General features: G+C 61.9%; 20 protein-coding genes. 8 read left to right on the top strand and 12 right to left on the bottom strand.

Annotated features, from left to right (window positions below):
• Nucleotides 1–7 precede the first annotated feature (7 nt).
• Nucleotides 8–1,069: a hydroxyacid dehydrogenase gene (locus M1D88_RS00410; protein ID WP_458112661.1), complete on the bottom strand. Its 1,062-nt coding sequence runs from the start codon at nt 1,067–1,069 to the stop codon at nt 8–10.
• Nucleotides 1,070–1,192: 123 nt separating this feature from the next.
• Entirely contained in the window at nt 1,193–2,143 is a 951-nt protein-coding gene (locus tag M1D88_RS00415) for a family 43 glycosylhydrolase (RefSeq protein ID WP_458112662.1), read from the bottom strand.
• Between the two features lie 158 nt (nt 2,144–2,301).
• Between M1D88_RS00415 and M1D88_RS00420 the strand changes: the two genes are divergently transcribed.
• On the top strand, nt 2,302–3,294 hold the full coding sequence (locus tag M1D88_RS00420; protein WP_458112663.1) for a glycoside hydrolase family 43 protein: 993 nt from the start codon (nt 2,302–2,304) through the stop codon (nt 3,292–3,294).
• 28 nt (nt 3,295–3,322) lie between these two features.
• On the opposite strand, the gene pgm is transcribed toward M1D88_RS00420, so the two are convergent.
• The 6 genes from pgm to M1D88_RS00450 form a co-directional block, all read right to left on the bottom strand.
• Entirely contained in the window at nt 3,323–4,987 is a 1,665-nt protein-coding gene (gene pgm / locus M1D88_RS00425) for a phosphoglucomutase (alpha-D-glucose-1,6-bisphosphate-dependent) (protein ID WP_458112664.1), read from the bottom strand.
• Nucleotides 4,988–5,073: 86 nt separating this feature from the next.
• Complete coding sequence (locus M1D88_RS00430) at nt 5,074–5,424, bottom strand: hypothetical protein (protein ID WP_458112665.1); 351 nt, start codon at nt 5,422–5,424, stop codon at nt 5,074–5,076.
• A gap of 674 nt (nt 5,425–6,098) precedes the next feature.
• The gene (locus M1D88_RS00435) at nt 6,099–6,224 is read right to left on the bottom strand and encodes a hypothetical protein (protein WP_458112666.1); all 126 of its coding nucleotides are present in this window, start codon (nt 6,222–6,224) and stop codon (nt 6,099–6,101) included.
• Nucleotides 6,211–6,414 (bottom strand): hypothetical protein, encoded by a 204-nt coding sequence (locus M1D88_RS00440; RefSeq protein WP_458112667.1) that lies wholly within the window; start codon nt 6,412–6,414, stop codon nt 6,211–6,213. The genes M1D88_RS00435 and M1D88_RS00440 overlap by 14 nt, the downstream gene beginning before the upstream one ends.
• Nucleotides 6,414–7,229, bottom strand: a complete 816-nt coding sequence (locus tag M1D88_RS00445; RefSeq protein ID WP_458112668.1) for an oxidoreductase — start codon at nt 7,227–7,229, stop codon at nt 6,414–6,416. Before M1D88_RS00445 ends, M1D88_RS00440 begins: the two co-directional genes overlap by 1 nt.
• A 114-nt stretch (nt 7,230–7,343) precedes the next feature.
• Nucleotides 7,344–7,934: a TetR/AcrR family transcriptional regulator gene (locus M1D88_RS00450; protein ID WP_458112669.1), complete on the bottom strand. Its 591-nt coding sequence runs from the start codon at nt 7,932–7,934 to the stop codon at nt 7,344–7,346.
• Nucleotides 7,935–8,054: 120 nt separating this feature from the next.
• Here M1D88_RS00450 and M1D88_RS00455 point away from each other — a divergent pair, with 120 nt between their 5' ends.
• Nucleotides 8,055–8,546, top strand: coding sequence for a PaaI family thioesterase (locus M1D88_RS00455; protein ID WP_458112670.1), 492 nt, complete (start codon nt 8,055–8,057; stop codon nt 8,544–8,546).
• Between the two features lie 63 nt (nt 8,547–8,609).
• Here the strand turns inward: M1D88_RS00455 and M1D88_RS00460 are convergent, their stop codons facing one another.
• Complete coding sequence (locus M1D88_RS00460) at nt 8,610–9,578, bottom strand: IS481 family transposase (protein WP_458112671.1); 969 nt, start codon at nt 9,576–9,578, stop codon at nt 8,610–8,612.
• A 159-nt stretch (nt 9,579–9,737) separates the two neighbouring features.
• Here M1D88_RS00460 and M1D88_RS00465 point away from each other — a divergent pair, with 159 nt between their 5' ends.
• The 4 genes from M1D88_RS00465 to M1D88_RS00480 all read left to right on the top strand — a co-directional run bounded on the left by M1D88_RS00465 (nt 9,738) and on the right by M1D88_RS00480 (nt 12,427).
• A complete protein-coding gene (locus tag M1D88_RS00465; protein ID WP_458112672.1) occupies nt 9,738–9,869 on the top strand; it encodes a hypothetical protein in 132 nt (43 codons plus the stop codon).
• Nucleotides 9,870–10,020: 151 nt separating this feature from the next.
• On the top strand, nt 10,021–10,926 hold the full coding sequence (locus tag M1D88_RS00470; protein ID WP_458112673.1) for an NADP-dependent oxidoreductase: 906 nt from the start codon (nt 10,021–10,023) through the stop codon (nt 10,924–10,926).
• 68 nt (nt 10,927–10,994) lie between these two features.
• A complete protein-coding gene (locus M1D88_RS00475; RefSeq protein WP_458112674.1) occupies nt 10,995–11,486 on the top strand; it encodes a MarR family winged helix-turn-helix transcriptional regulator in 492 nt (163 codons plus the stop codon).
• Nucleotides 11,483–12,427: an SDR family oxidoreductase gene (locus M1D88_RS00480; protein WP_458112675.1), complete on the top strand. Its 945-nt coding sequence runs from the start codon at nt 11,483–11,485 to the stop codon at nt 12,425–12,427. The genes M1D88_RS00475 and M1D88_RS00480 overlap by 4 nt, the downstream gene beginning before the upstream one ends.
• 136 nt (nt 12,428–12,563) lie before the next feature.
• On the opposite strand, the gene M1D88_RS00485 is transcribed toward M1D88_RS00480, so the two are convergent.
• Nucleotides 12,564–13,001: a VOC family protein gene (locus M1D88_RS00485; RefSeq protein ID WP_458112676.1), complete on the bottom strand. Its 438-nt coding sequence runs from the start codon at nt 12,999–13,001 to the stop codon at nt 12,564–12,566.
• Nucleotides 13,002–13,118: 117 nt separating this feature from the next.
• Here M1D88_RS00485 and M1D88_RS00490 point away from each other — a divergent pair, with 117 nt between their 5' ends.
• Complete coding sequence (locus tag M1D88_RS00490; protein WP_458112677.1) at nt 13,119–13,622, top strand: hypothetical protein; 504 nt, start codon at nt 13,119–13,121, stop codon at nt 13,620–13,622.
• A gap of 104 nt (nt 13,623–13,726) precedes the next feature.
• Complete coding sequence (locus tag M1D88_RS00495) at nt 13,727–14,323, top strand: DUF4190 domain-containing protein (protein WP_458112678.1); 597 nt, start codon at nt 13,727–13,729, stop codon at nt 14,321–14,323.
• A gap of 5 nt (nt 14,324–14,328) precedes the next feature.
• Here M1D88_RS00495 and M1D88_RS00500 read toward each other — a convergent pair whose 3' ends face one another.
• Together M1D88_RS00500 and M1D88_RS00505 are read right to left on the bottom strand one after the other, a co-directional pair.
• Complete coding sequence (locus tag M1D88_RS00500; protein WP_458112679.1) at nt 14,329–15,240, bottom strand: glutaminase; 912 nt, start codon at nt 15,238–15,240, stop codon at nt 14,329–14,331.
• A 19-nt stretch (nt 15,241–15,259) separates the two neighbouring features.
• Complete coding sequence (locus tag M1D88_RS00505) at nt 15,260–16,924, bottom strand: PucR family transcriptional regulator (RefSeq protein WP_458112680.1); 1,665 nt, start codon at nt 16,922–16,924, stop codon at nt 15,260–15,262.
• Nucleotides 16,925–17,190: the final 266 nt, after the last annotated feature.

Genomic DNA, 17,190 nt, shown 5'->3' on the forward strand with positions numbered 1-17,190 from the left:
GCCGTCCTCATCGAACCGGTACTTCGGGGTAGGCAAACTCCTGGCCAGACCGGTAGCGGTCCAGCTCGGCCAGCACATGTTCACCCAGGCGCGCCAGCTCATTGCCCATTGACCCGGCGATGTGGGGCGTGAGCACGACGTTCGGCATCGAATAGAGTTCATGCCCCGGCGGCAGGACGTCCGGCGTGGTCACATCCAGGACGGCGTTGATTCTCCCGGTGCGCAGCTCCGCCAGAAGCGAGTCCTGGTCCACCAGCTCACCGCGGGAGGTGTTGATCAGGGTGGCGCCGGTCTCCAGCAGGCCCAGCTGGCTTGCGCCGATCATCTCGAAGGTGGAAGGAAGAACCGGCGCATGGATGGAAACCACGCTGCTGGAAGCCATCAGCTGATCCAGGTCCACCAGTTCGACGCCGAGAAGTTCAGCCTCCTGCTGATCCAGCGTTGGGTCCGATACGAGGATGCGGAGATCAAAAGGACGCAGCAGTGCGATGACCTTGCGCCCGATCCGGGAGGCGCCCACGATTCCCACGGTGCGCCCGAAGTTGCCCGAAAGCGGGAACCGCTCTTCCCTGTCGATGGCGGCCTGTTCCCCACGGTAGAGGCGCATTGCCCGGAAGGCGTCTTTGTTGGCCAGGAGGATCATGGCCAGCGTGTACTCAGCCACCGGGGTTGCGTTCGCGTCGCCGGCATTTGAGAACCTGATCCCCGTTCGCGCCCCGGGAGGCAGCTGCGTAGAAGCGACCCCGCCCTGGTGCACCACTGCTTTCAATCCCGGCGCCAGCTCCAGCACTTCCGCTGTAAGTGCCGGACAGCCCCAGCCGGTGACGACTACTTCGGTCCGGGCCAGGATGGCGGGATCCACCAGGTGCCAGTCGGTGACCACGTCCGGGCTGAGCAGTTCAACGCGGTCATGGAGCCCAGGCCAACCGGCACCGAAGACCAGATCGGCCAGGCTTGCGGGCGTCATGGACAGAAGGGCTTTTGGCCGCCGGACCTTCTCTGACATCACTGCCCTGGAAACAGCCACGCGCTGATCGTCCGAAGTGGTGGGGGGACTATCGAGGCTCATGTGATCTCCTGGTAGCGCGGCGGGACTTGCCAGGGACCTGCTAACTGTCCCGTCATGAGGATAACGATTTCCCGCACCGATTTCCAGAGCAGTCCGCACTGCCGATGAGTATTAAGGAGCGCACTAACGCGAAGACTGCCGGGCAATTGGAACCCGTAAGGGCTCGTCGTCGAACTCTACCTTGGCGATTGAACCGTCCGACTGATGAACCAGACGCTCAAAGAGAGTTTCGCGGTTGAAGCCGTTTCCACCCGGAATGGCGAAGCGGTGGTAGGCGATGATCCAATCCCCGGTACCTTCGACATTCAGGATCGAATGATGGCCTGTAGCCCGGATGCCCCGCTCCATGTCCTTTTCGAGGATCACTCCGTGGTGCGTCCAGGGGCCAAGGGGTCCGGGTCCGCTCGCGTAACGGACGCGGTAGTCGTCCTCACGGGTATCGTTTTCGGACCATGACAGGTAGTAGTTGTTACCGTTGCGGTGGACCCAGGCGGCCTCACGGAAACCCTCCGGCTGCCACGAAACTACGGCGCCGGCGTCGAACGAGACCATATCTGCATTCAGCTTCACGCCATGGGCGGTGCCGTTGCCCCAATACAGATACGCGCTGCCGTCCTTGTCCACAAAAACAGAGGGATCGATGGTGAAACCGGCAAACACTCCCGCCGGCACCAGCGGCTTACCCAGATCCTTGAAGGGGCCGGTGGGGGAGTCGGCCACTGCCACGCCGATATTTCCGTTGGCGGTGAAGTAGAAGTAGAACTTGCCATTGCATTGGGCGGCAGCCGGAGCCCAAGCCCGCTCGCTGGCCCAGGTGACGTCTGTCCCCAGGGTGAGGATGGTGCCATGATCGGTCCAATCCACCAGGTCCGGGGAGGAGAGTACCGAGAAGGAGGTGCCCGCCCAATCCTCGAAGCCGTCGGAAGTGGGGTAGAGGAAATAGGTGTCCCCGTACTGGATCAGGTTCGGATCGGCGTACAGGCCCGGCAGTTGGGATTGGGCGGGAGATGGGTTCCTCGTGGGCAATGCTGCCTGGGTGGCTGTTGACGCGGTCGGCCGCTCTGTCTGGCTCATGGATCACTTTCTCTGGGGTCCGGGCAGGGCCCGTGGATTGCGTCGACTCTACATCGATGGACAAGTTCACTCCAGAGGTTGCCCGGCATTTCTACATCGTTGTAGAGTCTGTCCTCGAAGCTTAAGCCAATTTCACCCACTAAGGACTGGAGCTTTCGATGCCCCGCTCTTCACCGGCAGGTCAACAGGATGGCGCTAAAGGGGCCTTCCTATTCGCCTATTTCTGCTCCGAGGGAGAGCCCGACGGCGAGCAGGTCCGGTTCGCGGTGAGTGAGGCCGGCGACCCGCTCCGCTATGTTCCGCTGAATGCGGGAGCTCCGCTTTTGGTTTCCGACGTCGGAGAAAAGGGGGTCAGGGACCCTTTCCTGGTGCGGTCCGTGCTGACGGGATCGTTTCATCTGCTGGCCACTGATCTCCGCGCCCATGGCCAGAACTGGGAAAATGCCGTGGGCCAGGGCAGCCGGAGCATCCTGGTGTGGGACTCGCTGAACCTGATGGACTGGACAGGACCCAGACTGGTCGAGCTGATGGGGCCGGAGGCAGGAAACACCTGGGCTCCCGAAGCCTTCTTCGACGCCGAGTCCGGCACTTACGTGGTGTTCTGGGCATCTTCCCTGTACCAGGATGCGGGACACGCTGACCCGTCGTACCACCGCATGATGTACTCCACGACGACGGACTTTGTGACGTTCTCTGAACCCGCCGTGTACCTGGACCGGGGACACTCCGTCATCGACAGCACCATGATCGAGCACGAAGGCCAGATCTACAGGTTCACCAAAGACGAGCGCGAGCGGTCCGGCAACGGGCCCAATTCGAAGTTCATCTTCCAGGAACGCGGCGAATCCGTGCTGGATCCCGACTACTTTCCGGTGCGGGAAGGGATCGGGGCGGGGGCCATGGAGCACGGTGAGGGACCCATTGCACTCCAGGCTCCCGACGGCGGCGGCTGGTACCTGTTCCTGGATGAATTCGGGAGGCGCGGCTACATGGCGTTCCACTCAGCCGATATCGCTGCCGGGATTTGGGAACCGGTGGAAGAAGCGATGCTGCCTCCCGGTGCCCGCCACGGCTCCGTCCTGCCGATTACCCTTGCCGAGCGGGATCATCTCCGGGGCCGCTATCCGGCCCAGGAGATGATCCGCGGCTGAGGCAGAGTCCCCTCAGGAGCAGCGCTCCTTAGGAGATGACGCCGTCCACCAGGGCCTTGGCTTCAGCCTGCACCTGCTTGAGGTGGTCTGCCCCCTTGAAGGACTCCGCGTAGATCTTGTACACGTCTTCAGTGCCGGAGGGCCGGGCCGCGAACCAGGCGTTCTCAGTGACCACTTTCAGTCCACCGATTGCGGCCCCGTTGCCCGGAGCTTCAGTCAGCTTGGCGGTGATGGTTTCGCCGGCAAGTTCGGTGGCGCTGACGTCGGAGGAGGACAGCTTGCCCAGGGCAGCCTTTTGCTCGCGGCTGGCGGCGGCATCGATGCGCGCGTAGACGGGGTCACCGAACTGGTCGGTGAGGCCCTTGTAGAGCTGGGAGGGGGACTTGCCTGTTACCGCGGTGATTTCCGAGGCCAGGAGTGCCAGCAGGATGCCGTCCTTGTCCGTGGTCCACACGCTGCCGTCCATTTTGTTGAAGGAAGCGCCGGCCGATTCCTCGCCGCCGAAGGCACCTTCCCCGGAAAGCAGGCCGGGAACAAACCACTTGAAGCCCACGGGAACTTCCACCAGCTTGCGGCCGAGACTCTCCGCCACGCGGTCGATGATCGAGGAGGAAACCAGGGTTTTGCCGATCACGGACTGCGGATTCCAGCCGGTGCGGTGACGGTAAAGGTAGTCAATGGCGACGGCGAGATAGTGGTTCGGGTTCATCAAGCCACCCTGCCCATCAACAAAAGGTGTCACGATGCCGTGGCGGTCGGCGTCAGCGTCATTACCGGTGGCGACATCAAAGCTTGCCCCGCCGTTGGACATCCGCTGAATGAGCGAGGCCATAGCATAGGGCGAAGAGCAGTCCATCCGGATCTTTTCGTCCCAGTCCAGGGTCATAAAGGCCCATTGCGGGTCCACGGTGGGGTTCACCACTGTGAGGTTGAGATGGTGGCGCTCACCGATTTCACCCCAATAGTCGACAGCTGCGCCGCCCATGGGGTCTGCGCCGATCCGGACGCCCGCCTCCCGGACGGCGTTAAGGTCCAGAACGGAGGGGAGGTCGTCGACGTAGCTGCTCAGGAAGTCGAACTTGCCCGTTGTGTCGGCGTCGAGGGCATCGGCCAAAGGGATCCGCTTGACGCCGCGAAGCCCGTTTTCCAGGAGTTCGTTGGCGCGGTTGGCGATCCAGCCTGTGGCGTCGCTGTCAGCCGGGCCGCCGTGCGGGGGGTTGTACTTGAAGCCGCCATCGCCGGGCGGATTGTGGCTGGGCGTGACCACAATGCCGTCTGCCTGGGGAGCGCCGGAGGGGGAGTTGCGGTTGTGGGTGAGGATCGCGTGGCTCAGGGAGGGGGTGGGGGTGTAGCCGTGACGTGCGTCGATCAGCACGTTCACGCCGTTGGCCGCCAGGACCTCAAGCGCTGAGTTCTGGGCTGGCTCGCTGAGCGCATGGGTGTCCTTGGCCAAGTACAGCGGCCCGGTAATGCCTTGCCCCGCCCGGTACTCAACGATGGCTTGGGTGATGGCGACAATATGCGGCTCATTGAAGGAGGCTTTGAGGCTGGAGCCCCGGTGTCCGGACGTACCGAACGCTACCCGTTGGCCGGGGTCTGTGAGATCCGGCGAAACGTCGTAGTACGCATCCAGGAGTGCGGTGAGGTCAACAAGGTCTTGGGGTTGGGCAACAGTACCCGCGCGGCTAGCCATGGCACCAGCATGCCAGACGAGGCGTCACTCCACACGCTAAGTCCGCAATCCGGCTCCTATGACAGCGAATTTAGCTCTCAAAGAATTTATGCGGAGGCTATTTCACCTTGGGTGGAAGCCATTCCGGTGGCCGGAGCGGACAGTGAAGTCTGTTCGAGGATCCGGTTAAGGAGTTCGACGTCGAGGCTGAAGCTGCCTTGGTCCTCGCGGACCACTCCCAGATCCTGCAGCGCCAGAAGGTGCGGCAACCCCTCTTGGGGAGAAATCCCTGCCGCTTCGTAGATCTGGCCGGAGGGACGCCAGGTTTCTCCGCGCAGGCTTCTGAGCATCGCCATTCTTGGTGCCCTGGAGAGGACGTTCAACGCTTGGGCACGGGTCGCATCGACGTCGCGCGGGGGTTCCAAGCGGGCGTTCAGGGGTGACGGTCCCGTGGACATCGTGTACGTCCTTTCTGGTTCCCAAGTGAATCCTCGCCGTCGTTGGCGAAGCTGGACTTGAAGGGTCTGCTAATTAGATGGGGCAACTGCCAAAATGTGACGTAATGCCCAGCAGGGCCGCCTGTGCTGTACGGCTACTGACGGAACGGCACAGGTTCAGCAGTGCTGGTGAGCTGTTGCCCGGTGGGGGCTGTCACGGCCGGAGGCGGCGGCGTGGAAGCGCGTATTCCGCGGCGACCGTTTCCGAAACAAGGAGTCCGAAATGTGCGCGGGGCGCGATCCAGGATGCGATGTGCTTGGCGATGTTAAAGCAAAGTTATTAAGGCCGCGGCAACCAGTGGGGGAGTCCCTCCTTAGGGACCTGCACGGGGACGGTTTAACCGTCCGCAACTGATCGACTGCGTCCAGGACCTCGTTGACCTGTTTCATAGCGCCCTTCAAGCTCAGGGAACCGAGCAGGCCCAACTCCTTTCAGCTCCTTTTGTTAGCGTAAACAAGTTTTAGAGGTATCAAGAGTTTTGGTCATAAAAAACATGAAACTAGTGTCATTTTTCGGGCTTTCGGCCCTTGACACGATTCAGCAATCGCTTTCTGATGCTGGATATTTCCTTCCATGACTAACGGAGATGGGAGAAACACCTCCGGACTGGCCAAAAGGCCATCTGACAGACGGGTTAGAGGGCTGATTCTGTGTAGCCCAGTTTCGAGTAGAGGGCAACAGCCCCGGGCTGCTGGTCGCCGGTCTGGAGAATGACCCGTGAGGCTCCGCCGCGTGCCGCGATCCCTTCAATCTCCGCCATCCGCCACTGCCAGGACGGTCGCGAGCACGTCCTCAGGAGCAACTGCCAGGGCCCTGATCGCGGCGTCCCGTCCGGGACCAGGCTCCAGGCGGCGTGCATATCTGCCGTGGAGGTCCTCCTGAAGGATCCGTTGGAGCTCCACAGCGCGCTCGTCCGTCCACAGGACCGATTCAAAGGTTAGAGCCGCCATCAGGCGGGAAGCTTGTTGAGCTTACGTAGTTGCTGGTCGAACATGCGGGCAGGCACAAAACGCCGCATTTTCGACACGCTGGCAGTCCGTGAGCCGCCTGCGTACCGCATTTTGGGGTTGGTGTCAGTAGCGGCGGCGACGATCGCCTTTGCCACCGTCGACGCGTCGTCGCCATCCTTGATCTGGCCGATTGAGAACTCCTCAAACACCTGGCGCCGCTCGGCGTACACGGGCAACGGCCGGTCAGGCCTGATGCTATTAGCCTCAAATGGGGTGTTGGTCCACGCAGGCTGGACCAGTGTGACCCGTACGCCGAACTCCCGGAGTTCGTGATCGAGGGACTCGGAGTACCCCTCCACAGCATGCTTCGATGCCGCATAAACGGCCATATACGGTTGCGGGATTATCCCGAGGATCGACGACAGGTTCACGATGCGGCCCCCCTTCTGAGCCCGCATGATCGGAAGGACTGCGTTGGTCACACGGATGACTCCGAACACGTTGATGTCGAAGACGTGCTGAGCCTGCATCACGGAACTTTCCTCCGCTGCACCCGACGATCCGATCCCTGCGTTGTTCACCAGAACGTCGATGCGCCCGTACCGTCGGACTACCTCTTCGATCGCTTGTTCCACAGACGAGTCGCTGGCGACGTCGAGATCAACGAACTCCACTCCGCTGAACGGCTGCGCCTTCGATGCGTTGCGGCTTGTCCCGATTACTGTGAATCCTGCTTCCACAAAAGCGACGGCGGCGGCTTGGCCAATGCCTGTTGACGCTCCGGTTACAAGAGCTACTTTTTGGTTTGGTGCCATTTCTGCCTCCATGGAGTCTGTATGTAGTCACGCAAGCACTATTTGTTACATGACTGTATCAGTTAGAAGATAAACTGTTCCAGAAATGTCCCATTTTATCGAGAGGCCATTGCGTCAACTTCGTGCGCCGGTCCCATGCAGCAAGGTGTCCACCACGAGTGTGGCGAGCGTATCCGTGGTCTTTGCGTCGGGATCCGGATCTTCCGGGAATCTCTGCAGGGCCTCGCTCATCAGTGCGTAGTAGACCTGCCGTGTCCATTCCAGGTCTGCGTCCGCATCCAGGAGTCCATCGCGTTGTGCCCTTCCGAGGAGATCGAGGCAGCGGACGTTGATCCGGTCCCAGATCTCCGCAGCCGCGCTGGTGTCAGCCAGGGGGCTGCCAAGGGTGAATCTCCACGAGTTTTTTGTCCTGAGAACGTTCGCTGTCACGCGATGCAACGCAATAAGGGGAGGGGATGAGTCAGGGTTGCCAGCCTCGATGGCGTCGGCGAGCTGTTGTTTGGCGGAGACCGCGAGGGCGTCCATGAGCGCCTTCCGGTTAGCGAACCTGCGGTGGACTGTGGTCCTGGTCAGTCCTGCCCTCTCGCCGATCTGCTCCATGGAAGCGCCGGGGTCATCAATGAGCACTTGCTCGGCCGCTTCCAAAATCGCGCGCACACTGCGTTCGGCGTCGGCCCGTAATGCCCGGCCCATTCGTCTCTCCATCTGTAGGTTCATTCCACCCTAATAGATACTCAGTAGGGACAGATTTCGGAATAAGAGGAACAAGCGTGTTACGTTTCCGGGACTTATTCAACCGGAACCAAACGAACTTTGGGAGCGGCAGTGGCAGAGCGTAAACGACTCATCACCTGGGAAGACCCTGCCGTCGGCGCGGCAGCCATGCCGAGCATGAGCGGCCTGGAGTATCTGCATTCAATGATGGGCAGAAAGCTGCCGCCTCCGCCGATGGGCGAACTGCTGAACATGACGCTGACCGAGGCGGAACCGGGTACGGCCACCTTCACATGCCAGCCTGACGAATCCCATTACAACCCGATCGGCGCGGTTCATGGCGGGCTGGTATGCACGCTGCTCGATTCAGCGTTGGGCTGCGCCGTGCAAACCACCCTGCCGAAGGGGGTGGGCTACACCTCGATAGAAATCAAGGTGAACTATCTTCGCTCAATCCGTGCCGGCAGCGGCCCATTGACCTGTGTAGGCGTCGTATCGAAGGCCGGAAACCGTGTTGCTTTCGCAGACGGCACTGTCACCGACGCCAGCGGCAAACTTGTGGCTACTGCCACCGGGTCGCTGCTCGTCTTTCCCGTCAGCTGAGCCAGCGCGCCGGCCTCACGCCTGCCGCGTTCCGAAACGCAGCGAAGGAAATGCGGTAACACGCTAGCTGTATTGACCGGAGAGGTTAGTGACGCGGCTGGCCGGTGTCTGACCTTTGAGGGCAGTGTGGGCTCGGTGGTGATTGTAGGCATGGAGCCAGTCCGGGAATCCGGCAACACGCTCAGTTTCTGATCGGTAGGGGCGGGCGTAGGCCCATTCCTCGAGCATGGTGCGGTTGAACCGTTCGACTTTACCGTTGGTTTGGGGCCGGTAGGGGCGCGTGCGTTTGTGCTTGACATCCGGGCCCAAGGCCTCGGCGAAGAGGCGGGACCGGTAGCAGTTTCCGTTATCGGTCAGAACCCGTTGGATCGTGATGCCACGGGACTGGAACCACGCGTTGGCTCGCTGCCAGAACGCTGCTGCGGTTTCCTTTGTCTCGTCGGTGAGGATTTCGGTGTAGGCCAGGCGGGAATGGTCATCGACGGCGTTGTGGAGGTAGTGGTAGCCGGGCCTTCGGTTGGACGGGGTCCTGGTCCTGTTCTGTATTCCGGTGGCCCTGCCGAGGGCCCTGTGCCCGCCGCCGTCGGGGATCCTGCCGAGTTTCTTGATGTCAACGTGGACCAGGTCTCCGGGGTGGGCGTGTTCGTAGCGGCGGATCACTCGTCCTGTGCCTCGGTCCAGCCAGGTCAGCTTCGCCAGCCGGTAGCGGGAGAGGACACGGTGCACGGTGGAGGGGTGGATGCCCAGCAGATACCCGATTCTTGCCGGACCCCACCGACGGTTCACGCGCACGGCAATGATCCGCCGCTCCGTACGCCTTGCGGTCCGTTGCGGCGAGGAGTGCGGCCGGCTGGAACGGTCGGTCATCGCGGCCGGACCATGCTCGCGGTAACGCTGTGCCCAGCGCGCAACCGTGGGTACCGAGACCTGAAACCGCTCAGCTGCGCGGCGCAGGCTCCAGCCCTGCTCAACGACACATTGCGCGAGGTGCAGCCTGCCACGTGGGGTCAGGAAAGCGTTAGGGTGGGACATGAAGACCTCCGTGCGTGGAATTGGACTCTAGACAAGCCCCACTCCACCCGGAGGTCTTCTTCATGTCACCAAACCACGCCGAGCGTCACTAATGTCCGTGGTCAATACAGCTAGCCGGCCACGAGCCATCCCGGTCGAAGCGTGCTTCGAATAGTGGATATGAGCAAGGCAGAGAAACAGGCGCTACGGTACTGCGATTACTACTGCTTCATGTCATTGGCTGACTTCATGGCGTGGGTGGATGCCGAGGATGGTATCGAACCGGAAATCTCGTACCTGACCAGGTCCTGATTTTCGATTCCACGCTGCTCTTCGTCGACGGTGCAGTGTTCCTAACTGAGTCTTACCGAGTGGTCCCTCCGATATTTGTGGCTAGCCACATGATTCTCCTGTACAGTATGTGGCTAGCCACATATTTGTTTTCTAACAGGGAGAAGAGACCATGAAAGCCATCCAGTTTGAGCAGTTCGGCGGAACCGAAGTTCTGCATGAGGCGGACATTCAGGTCCCACAGCCAGGTTCAGGCCAAGTGCTTGTCAGGGTAAGGGCGGCCGGAGTGAACGCGCTGGACGGGAAGATCCGCTCGGGTGTACTGGAGGCCGTGTTTCCGACGCCGCTGCCGGTAATTCCCGGTTACGAGGTGTCTGGCACGGTGGAGGCGGTGGGTGCCGGCGTGACGGAGGCAAGCGTTGGAGACGAGGTCTTCGGGTGGTCAGATACCGGCGCCTACGCCGAGTACGCCCTGGCAACTACAGTCGCCCCCAAGCCCGCTGAACTCGACTGGGAACGCGCGGTGGCGCTCCCAGTGGCAGGCGAGACAGCCGAGCGGGTCTTGAACTTGCTCGCCGTCGCATCCGGGGAGACTCTGCTGATCCACGGTGCCGCAGGAGCGGTCGGGACCATTGTGGTCCAACTCGCTGCTGCCCGTGGTGCGCGCGTCATTGGCACGGCCGGCCTTGGCAACCAGGACTATGTGGCCTCTCTCGGCGCCGCGGCCACCTTGTACGGGGATGGGCTGGTAGAGCGGGTGCAGGCTCTTGCCCCTGACGGGGTTGACGCGGTGCTCGATGTTGCAGGGAAGGGAGCGCTCGAGGACTCCATCACCCTGCGCGGTGGTACCGACCGGATCGTCACCCTCGCTGATTTCCGCGCTCATCAGCTGGGGATCACTTTTGCCACCGGCGGTCAGGAGCGTTCGGCTGAGCGTCTATCTGCGCTGGCGCAGGAGGCTGCGATCGGAAAGGTCGTCACCACCGTCACCGCCTACCCTCTCGCTGAGGCCGCCAGGGCCCAAGACGTCAGCGATGCCGGGCACGTCAGGGGCAAGCTCGTGCTCACCGTATCCTGACCAGGCCCAGGCTTTCCGGCGCTGTAGGCTACACCGACTACCCGACGCACACCGGCTGAACGGACTGAATGATGCCTACTCCACACCTGCACATCCCCACTACATTCGACCAGGGTCCGGTGAGCTACGCGATCTTTCAACTTGCCCGCGCCCACCGGGGATTTGCGGCCGGCCTGCTCCGGGAGCTGGATCTCCATCCGGGACAAGAATTGGTGCTCATGCACCTCTTTGACCGGGACGGCCAAACACAGTCCGAGCTTCTCGCCAGCGTCGGACTCGACCACTCCACGGTCTCAAAGACCCTGCGCCGGATGCAGGACGCCGGCCTTCTTATCCGTCAACCGGCTGACCATGACCGGCGCGTGATGGTGGTCCATCTCACTGAGAAGGGCCGAGCCATGCGTGAGCCGATCGCTTCCATGTGGCAGACATTGGAAGAGACCACGATGCGGAATCTGTCACCACAGCAGGCGGAGTCCGTGATGGCCGCCGCTGACGCCATCGTGAACGCAATCAACTCCCGGATCCAAACGGACCGGATGGAAAGTGAGACCCCATGACTACCACCCCTTCGACCCTCCCTGTCCTCGTCGTCGGGGCGACCGGCTCCCTCGGGGGCAAGGTCGTCGATGAACTGCTCAAGCGCGGCAAGAGTGTCCGCGCACTGGTCCGTTCGACTAGCGACGCCAGCCGGCTCCAGGCCAGGGGTGTTGAGATCGCCCGCGGCGACATGCTCGACGTCGACTCGCTGGTTGCAGCCATGGACGGGGCGGATGCCGTGATCACAACCGCGGCCGGCTACACCCGCGGCGGCAAGAACGCGCAGGACATCGACACCATCGGCAACTCCAACCTCGCCGAAGCTGCACGCCGGACCCGTATCCGGCGGTTCGTCCTGACCAGCATCCTCACCAGCGATCAGACACCTAATGTTCCCCATTTCTGGCACAAAAAGGTCGCCGAGGACAAGCTCGAACAGCTCGGAGTCCCGTTCGTAGCGCTGCGTCCAGGGGCGTTCATTGACCAGGTCGCCAGCATGGGCGGCAACCCAGTCGATAAGGGCCGGATGATGTGGCTGGGCAAGGCGTCCATCCCGCTGACCTTCGTCCACACCTCCGATCTCGCTGCCTACCTGGCGGCAGCCGTCGACGCCGATGCTGAAGACGGAGAACGCATCGACATCGGATGGGACCGGCCGGTCAGCGTACTCGAGGTGGCGAAACTCATGGGAGTCAGCGCTGGGAAGCCGATCAAGGTGCGCGCAATTCCTTCTGCCGTCACCCGTGCCATAGGCGCCGTCGCCGGACCATTCAAGCCCATAGTCCAGGACATGACGGCCATGTTCGGCTGGTTCGATACCGGCCGATATGTCGCGAATCCCCGCCGACAGGCGCAGCTGTTCGGGCCGCCGCCTACGGCTGAGGATGCCATCACCCGCCTGACAAACGAATTGGTAAAAGCCGGTTCGCACCCTGCACACCCTGCGCTCCCTGCGGACTGAGGACTGCCCCTTGCGTAGAACAGGCGGATACGGCCCGCGTCACCTTCTATCGGCTCCTTGACCTTTTCTTGCAAGGTCGGCGGAGGCTCTCTTAACGACGGCGGAGGTTGCTGCCCGTTGTGGGCCGATCCGTGGGTCAGTCTTTCTTCAGTTCCTGGGCGAGCATCACAAGGATTCCGCTTGGCCCGCGGAGGTACGTGAGTTTGTAGACATCGGCATAGGTCGCCACGCCCCGCAGGGGATGGCATCCGTGCTTGGCGGCTACTTCGAGGGCCTCATCGATGTCGTCTACCGAGAAGGCCACCCGGTGCATGCCAATGTCGTTGGGACGCGTTGGGTCCGACTCGATCGCCGCGGGATGGATGTATTCGAAGAGCTCAAGCCGGCCGTTACCGTCCGGGGTCTGGAGCATAGCGATTTTGGCGTGGTTTCCATCAAGTCCAACAGCAGTATCGGCCCACTCACCGCTGACTCTATCCCGGCCCATGACTGTAAGACCGAGATCGGTAAAAAAGGCGATAGCTGCTTCGATGTCGCGAACAGCGATACCCACATTCTCAAGTTTGATGGCCATGCGTTGAAGCTACCAAGGCGGAGCGATTAGCTCCAGTGGTGAGCCTTCGTGCGTACCCTTGCCGTCGTCCATGCTGAGGCGTAACGTCCACATCACAGTCCGATCTTGGAGGCTTCCATGTCCGTGCTGGCACGCCGCGCCATAGCCGCGGCAGCTATCTTGTCCGTCGTGCTTCTCGGGCCGGTTTCGAGCGCCAATGCCGAGGAATTTGAGGTCGAGGTTCCGGAGGGCGAGTTCTGCCCGGGATTCGCTGTACTGGGGGATATCACGGTAAAGGGCTCGGAGAAAATCCTTCCCGGTGACCGATTCTGGGAACACAACGTCGGCACCGGCGTATGGACAAATGCAGAATCTGGCCAAACATTCACGCAGCGGTCCCGATACGCTTTGGTTGAGACGTACGACGAAGCGACCAACGACTTCCACGTCACCATCAATGGCCGATTTTTGGTCGGGTTCTACCCTGGCGAGATCGGGCCGGCAGGCCCGGTGACAGAGACTGAGACCTACAGCGTCGCCGGGCACCAGACCTTCACATTCGACGCCGACACCAACGCGATCACCGCGTATTCCCTCGACGGCAAGGTCTTGGCAGACGTCTGTGCCGTGCTGGCAGGGTGAGCCAATCTAGCAGGGGGCTACCACGGAAGTGATGGCGGGTTCCGCGGCCTTCGGGCCAGCACGGCGGTAGGCTTGTCCTAAATACTTTATGAGGGGGATCCACCATGACTGAGCAACCCAAAACCGGCGGCGACGATACACCGAATGGCTACCGGCCGCCGTCGTACATTCCCTCCGATAGCTCCGACGTTCTACCGCCGCCGGCGCCTCCGGCCGGGCAGCAGTCCGAACAGCCCAAGTTCGAACAGCCGGACTCTTCAGGCTCCCACGCCTATGGTCAAAAGCATGACCAATCGCCCTATGGCCAAACGACGTATGGCCAGCCAGCGGATCAGTACGGACATACCCCCAGCCCCTACTCGCAGCCTTATGGACAGCAGTATGGTCAGGCACCCAGCCCCTATGGGCAGCCCTATGGCCAGCCCGGCTACTACGGAGCGCCGGAACCCAAGGGCCTGAGTATCGCCAGCCTGTGCTGCGGCATCTCGATTTATATTGGCTTTGGCTTCATAATCCTGCCCCAGATTGCAGCTGTGGTCCTCGGCCACATGGCGCTCAAAAAGGAGCCGGCGGGCAAGGGGATGGCTATAGCCGGACTGGTGATGGGCTACGTGGGCATCGCCTTGACGGTTGTCTTCCTCATCTTCTTCTTTGCAATTATCGGGGGCCTGGCCAACGAATACTCGGGGCAGACTTTCTAAGCGGATCAGAAGATGGACAGACCTGTCCTGGTGGTGAACTCGTCCAGGGCGGCCATACCGGCTACTGAGTTGCCGGAGCGTCCCAGCCCAGGGCTCCACACACAGACGGTGCAGTTGTTGGGCACTACGGCAATAATGCCACCGCCTACCCCGCTTTTTCCGGGTAGCCCCACACGGTAGGCGAACTCGCCGGCAGCATCATAGGTTCCGCAGGTGAGCATGACGGCGTTGATCCGTTTAGTCTGAGGCGGCGACAGCAGAGCGGTTCCGTCACCCCGCATGCCGTTGGAGGCAAGGAACCTGCTGGCCAGGGCGAGGTCCGTGCAGCTCATGGCCACGGAGCACTGGCTGATGTAGGCCTCGAGGACCTCGTCCACTGGGTTGTCGAGGTTGCCGCAGCTCGCCAGGAAGTGTGCCAGCGACTTGTTCCGGTTGCTGTGCCGGGCTTCTGAATCGGCGACGACGGCGTCAACCTCCAGCGAATCGTTGCCGCTTTCCTGCCGCAAGAGGTCGCGGACGGCCGTGGCTGGGTTCTCGGAAATGCTCAGGAGCCGGTCTGTAACGACGAGGGCGCCGGCGTTGATAAACGGGTTGCGCGGAATCCCGTCCTCGTGCTCAAGCTGGACCAGCGAGTTGAAGGGATTGCCGGACGGCTCCCGGAAAACCCGCTTCCAGATCCTGTCCCCGTCGTCCGCAAGCACCAGCGCAAGGGCGAACACCTTTGAGATGCTCTGGATGGAAAAGGCCATCTCCGAATCCCCGGAAGCAAAGACTTCCCCCTCCCTGGTGGCAACGGAAATTCCGAAATGGTCCGCGCCCACGGCACCCAGCTCAGGGATATAGCCGGCTACCTCACCCTGTCCAAGGTGGGGCTTGATGGTCCCGACGATGTCGTCGAGGAGATTCTGCACGTCCATAACCGATGGTTCTCTACTTCTACGATGTGGTGTTGGGGGAGGTGATGCTGGGGGATGGTGTGTTGGCGGATGCAGACCGGTGTCCTGATTCCCAAAGCCGGATCTGCAGGTGGGCCAGGAGACGCTGACCGGAATCCTGAAGGTCGATTCCGGCAACTTCGCAGGAACGCCGCAACCTGTAGTGGACGGTATTGCGGTGGACCCTCAGCTGCTCCGCGCAGAGGTTGACGTCGCCAAAAAACTCAAGGTAGGCCAGCAGCGTGGAGGCGAACTCGGGATGGCGTTCGCACAGCACGGTGATGCCCTTATGGCGGAGCCGGTCACGGGAGCCGATGAGATCCAGAAGCTCGTTGACCAGGACAGTCGTTTCCACCTCGCTGAACGAAGCCACGCGCATGGAAGGCGTCTCCTTGAGCACTTTCAGGACGTTGCGGACGTGTTCAACAGACGTGTGCAGCAGGTCCAGTTGCTCCACGATAGGTCCGACGGCGGCCTGGACCTGCAGATCCAGGTGTGCCCGGGCGTCCCGCACAATCACATTGGCCAAGCGGGTTATCGCAGCCGGGGACTTCACTGGATCCAGGTCGGGAAGAATGACGGCGGTTTCCAGCCCAAGCGCGCCAACCACAGCTCCCGGACGGTAGGCGGCAGCATGGATAGAGATCAGGTTGGCCAATTCGCCCCGCTGCAACTGCAGCCCGGGGGGAGTCTGCTGCAGGCTTCCGGACGATAACAGCACCAGGGCCGCCGGCCTGGAGGGATCAAGCCCTGCCGACTGCGCCTGCGAATGGATCTGCGCTGTCCCGCTCAGCAGGCTGGAGACCCTGTCCTGGCGCATGGATTGGGATTGTTCATTGCGGTGGCGCACCAGCTCGATGGCGGCATGCCGGGCCGATCCCACCAGGATCCGGTCCGTGTTCGGGGCAAGCCGTTCCGCCCCTTCCTGGAGCCAGATGTATCCGAGTACGCGCCGTCCGGCGTGAATGCCGATGGCCACGCGTTCCCTGAGCCCCTCGTCCGGATTGGCCGGGATGTGAATTGGCGCCTCGCCGGCCTGGAGGTGTTTATAGACCCCCGATTCTTTCAGGAGCTTCTGGTACCGCTCGGGACCGCGGCGGGCCAGGATGGACAAGCGGCGGAGTTCGTCGACGTCGTTTGACGCGGGGGAGTAGGCGAGCACGCGGTTTGCGGGGTCCTCGATGACCACGTGGCCGTGCGTCAGCGTCGCCGTCGTCTGGGCAATGCCGAAAAGGTCCCGCTGCATCAGGGTGGAGGTGTCGCCGGAAGGCAGCGATTCACGGATGCGGTCTGTCGCGACGCTTTCGAGACGGTTCCAGCGGGCTGAAAGGGCGACGGCGACCAGTCCGATTCCGGTGGGACGCAGGACTTCCCGGACTGCGGCGAGCTCGGCTTCCGTTCCCTTGATTGCAATGGCCACGGGCCTGTTGCCTATCAGCGCCCGGACCGTGGGCAAGGCCGCGCGTCCCCTGGCTCCCACCAGCAGCACCAACGCCCCGCGCTGCACGGAGTCATGGTCTTCGGAATCGGTGATGACCGCATCCTGGACTGTCTCGTTGTCTGCGGCGGGGGCAAGAAGCAGCTGTGCGTTGTCGATGCCAATGTCTTCGAGGACATCGCTGAGTGCTACCCGCGGCAGCTCTCCGTTGAGTTCCTCAGTCCTCACCCCGGCACCCCGACCCTTTCTGATTGTTTGGGCAACATGCCACACAGGCACGGCTCTTTGCGGCGACAGCCACAGCCAAGTACGCTACTCGCCCGATGACGACAGAAATTTAGCTGGGCGTACAAATTCATCCTTGCGTTCTTGGCCCAGCAACCAACATAAAACTATCCCCCCGGACCTAGAGTTGGATACACCACCACCCCGGCAACGTCGCCGGGACGGTGGCAAGCTTCACCCACACCAGCAGCAGGTTTTGCTGCACTTCC

The sequence above is a fragment of the Arthrobacter sp. R1-13 genome (assembly GCF_054161475.1).

Coding starts and splice junctions, on each gene's coding strand:
- M1D88_RS00435 (WP_458112666.1), bottom strand. CDS start 6,224: ATGGCGGAGATTGAAGGGATCGCGGCACGCGGCGGAGCCTCACGGGTC.
- M1D88_RS00415 (WP_458112662.1), bottom strand. CDS start 2,143: ATGAGCCAGACAGAGCGGCCGACCGCGTCAACAGCCACCCAGGCAGCA.
- M1D88_RS00500 (WP_458112679.1), bottom strand. CDS start 15,240: ATGGACGTGCAGAATCTCCTCGACGACATCGTCGGGACCATCAAGCCC.
- M1D88_RS00440 (WP_458112667.1), bottom strand. CDS start 6,414: ATGGCGGCTCTAACCTTTGAATCGGTCCTGTGGACGGACGAGCGCGCT.
- M1D88_RS00485 (WP_458112676.1), bottom strand. CDS start 13,001: ATGGCCATCAAACTTGAGAATGTGGGTATCGCTGTTCGCGACATCGAA.
- M1D88_RS00450 (WP_458112669.1), bottom strand. CDS start 7,934: ATGGAGAGACGAATGGGCCGGGCATTACGGGCCGACGCCGAACGCAGT.
- M1D88_RS00430 (WP_458112665.1), bottom strand. CDS start 5,424: ATGTCCACGGGACCGTCACCCCTGAACGCCCGCTTGGAACCCCCGCGC.
- pgm (WP_458112664.1), bottom strand. CDS start 4,987: ATGGCTAGCCGCGCGGGTACTGTTGCCCAACCCCAAGACCTTGTTGAC.
- M1D88_RS00495 (WP_458112678.1), top strand. CDS start 13,727: ATGACTGAGCAACCCAAAACCGGCGGCGACGATACACCGAATGGCTAC.
- M1D88_RS00490 (WP_458112677.1), top strand. CDS start 13,119: ATGTCCGTGCTGGCACGCCGCGCCATAGCCGCGGCAGCTATCTTGTCC.
- M1D88_RS00420 (WP_458112663.1), top strand. CDS start 2,302: ATGCCCCGCTCTTCACCGGCAGGTCAACAGGATGGCGCTAAAGGGGCC.
- M1D88_RS00470 (WP_458112673.1), top strand. CDS start 10,021: ATGAAAGCCATCCAGTTTGAGCAGTTCGGCGGAACCGAAGTTCTGCAT.
- M1D88_RS00465 (WP_458112672.1), top strand. CDS start 9,738: ATGAGCAAGGCAGAGAAACAGGCGCTACGGTACTGCGATTACTACTGC.
- M1D88_RS00445 (WP_458112668.1), bottom strand. CDS start 7,229: ATGGCACCAAACCAAAAAGTAGCTCTTGTAACCGGAGCGTCAACAGGC.
- M1D88_RS00480 (WP_458112675.1), top strand. CDS start 11,483: ATGACTACCACCCCTTCGACCCTCCCTGTCCTCGTCGTCGGGGCGACC.
- M1D88_RS00460 (WP_458112671.1), bottom strand. CDS start 9,578: ATGTCCCACCCTAACGCTTTCCTGACCCCACGTGGCAGGCTGCACCTC.
- M1D88_RS00475 (WP_458112674.1), top strand. CDS start 10,995: ATGATGCCTACTCCACACCTGCACATCCCCACTACATTCGACCAGGGT.
- M1D88_RS00410 (WP_458112661.1), bottom strand. CDS start 1,069: ATGAGCCTCGATAGTCCCCCCACCACTTCGGACGATCAGCGCGTGGCT.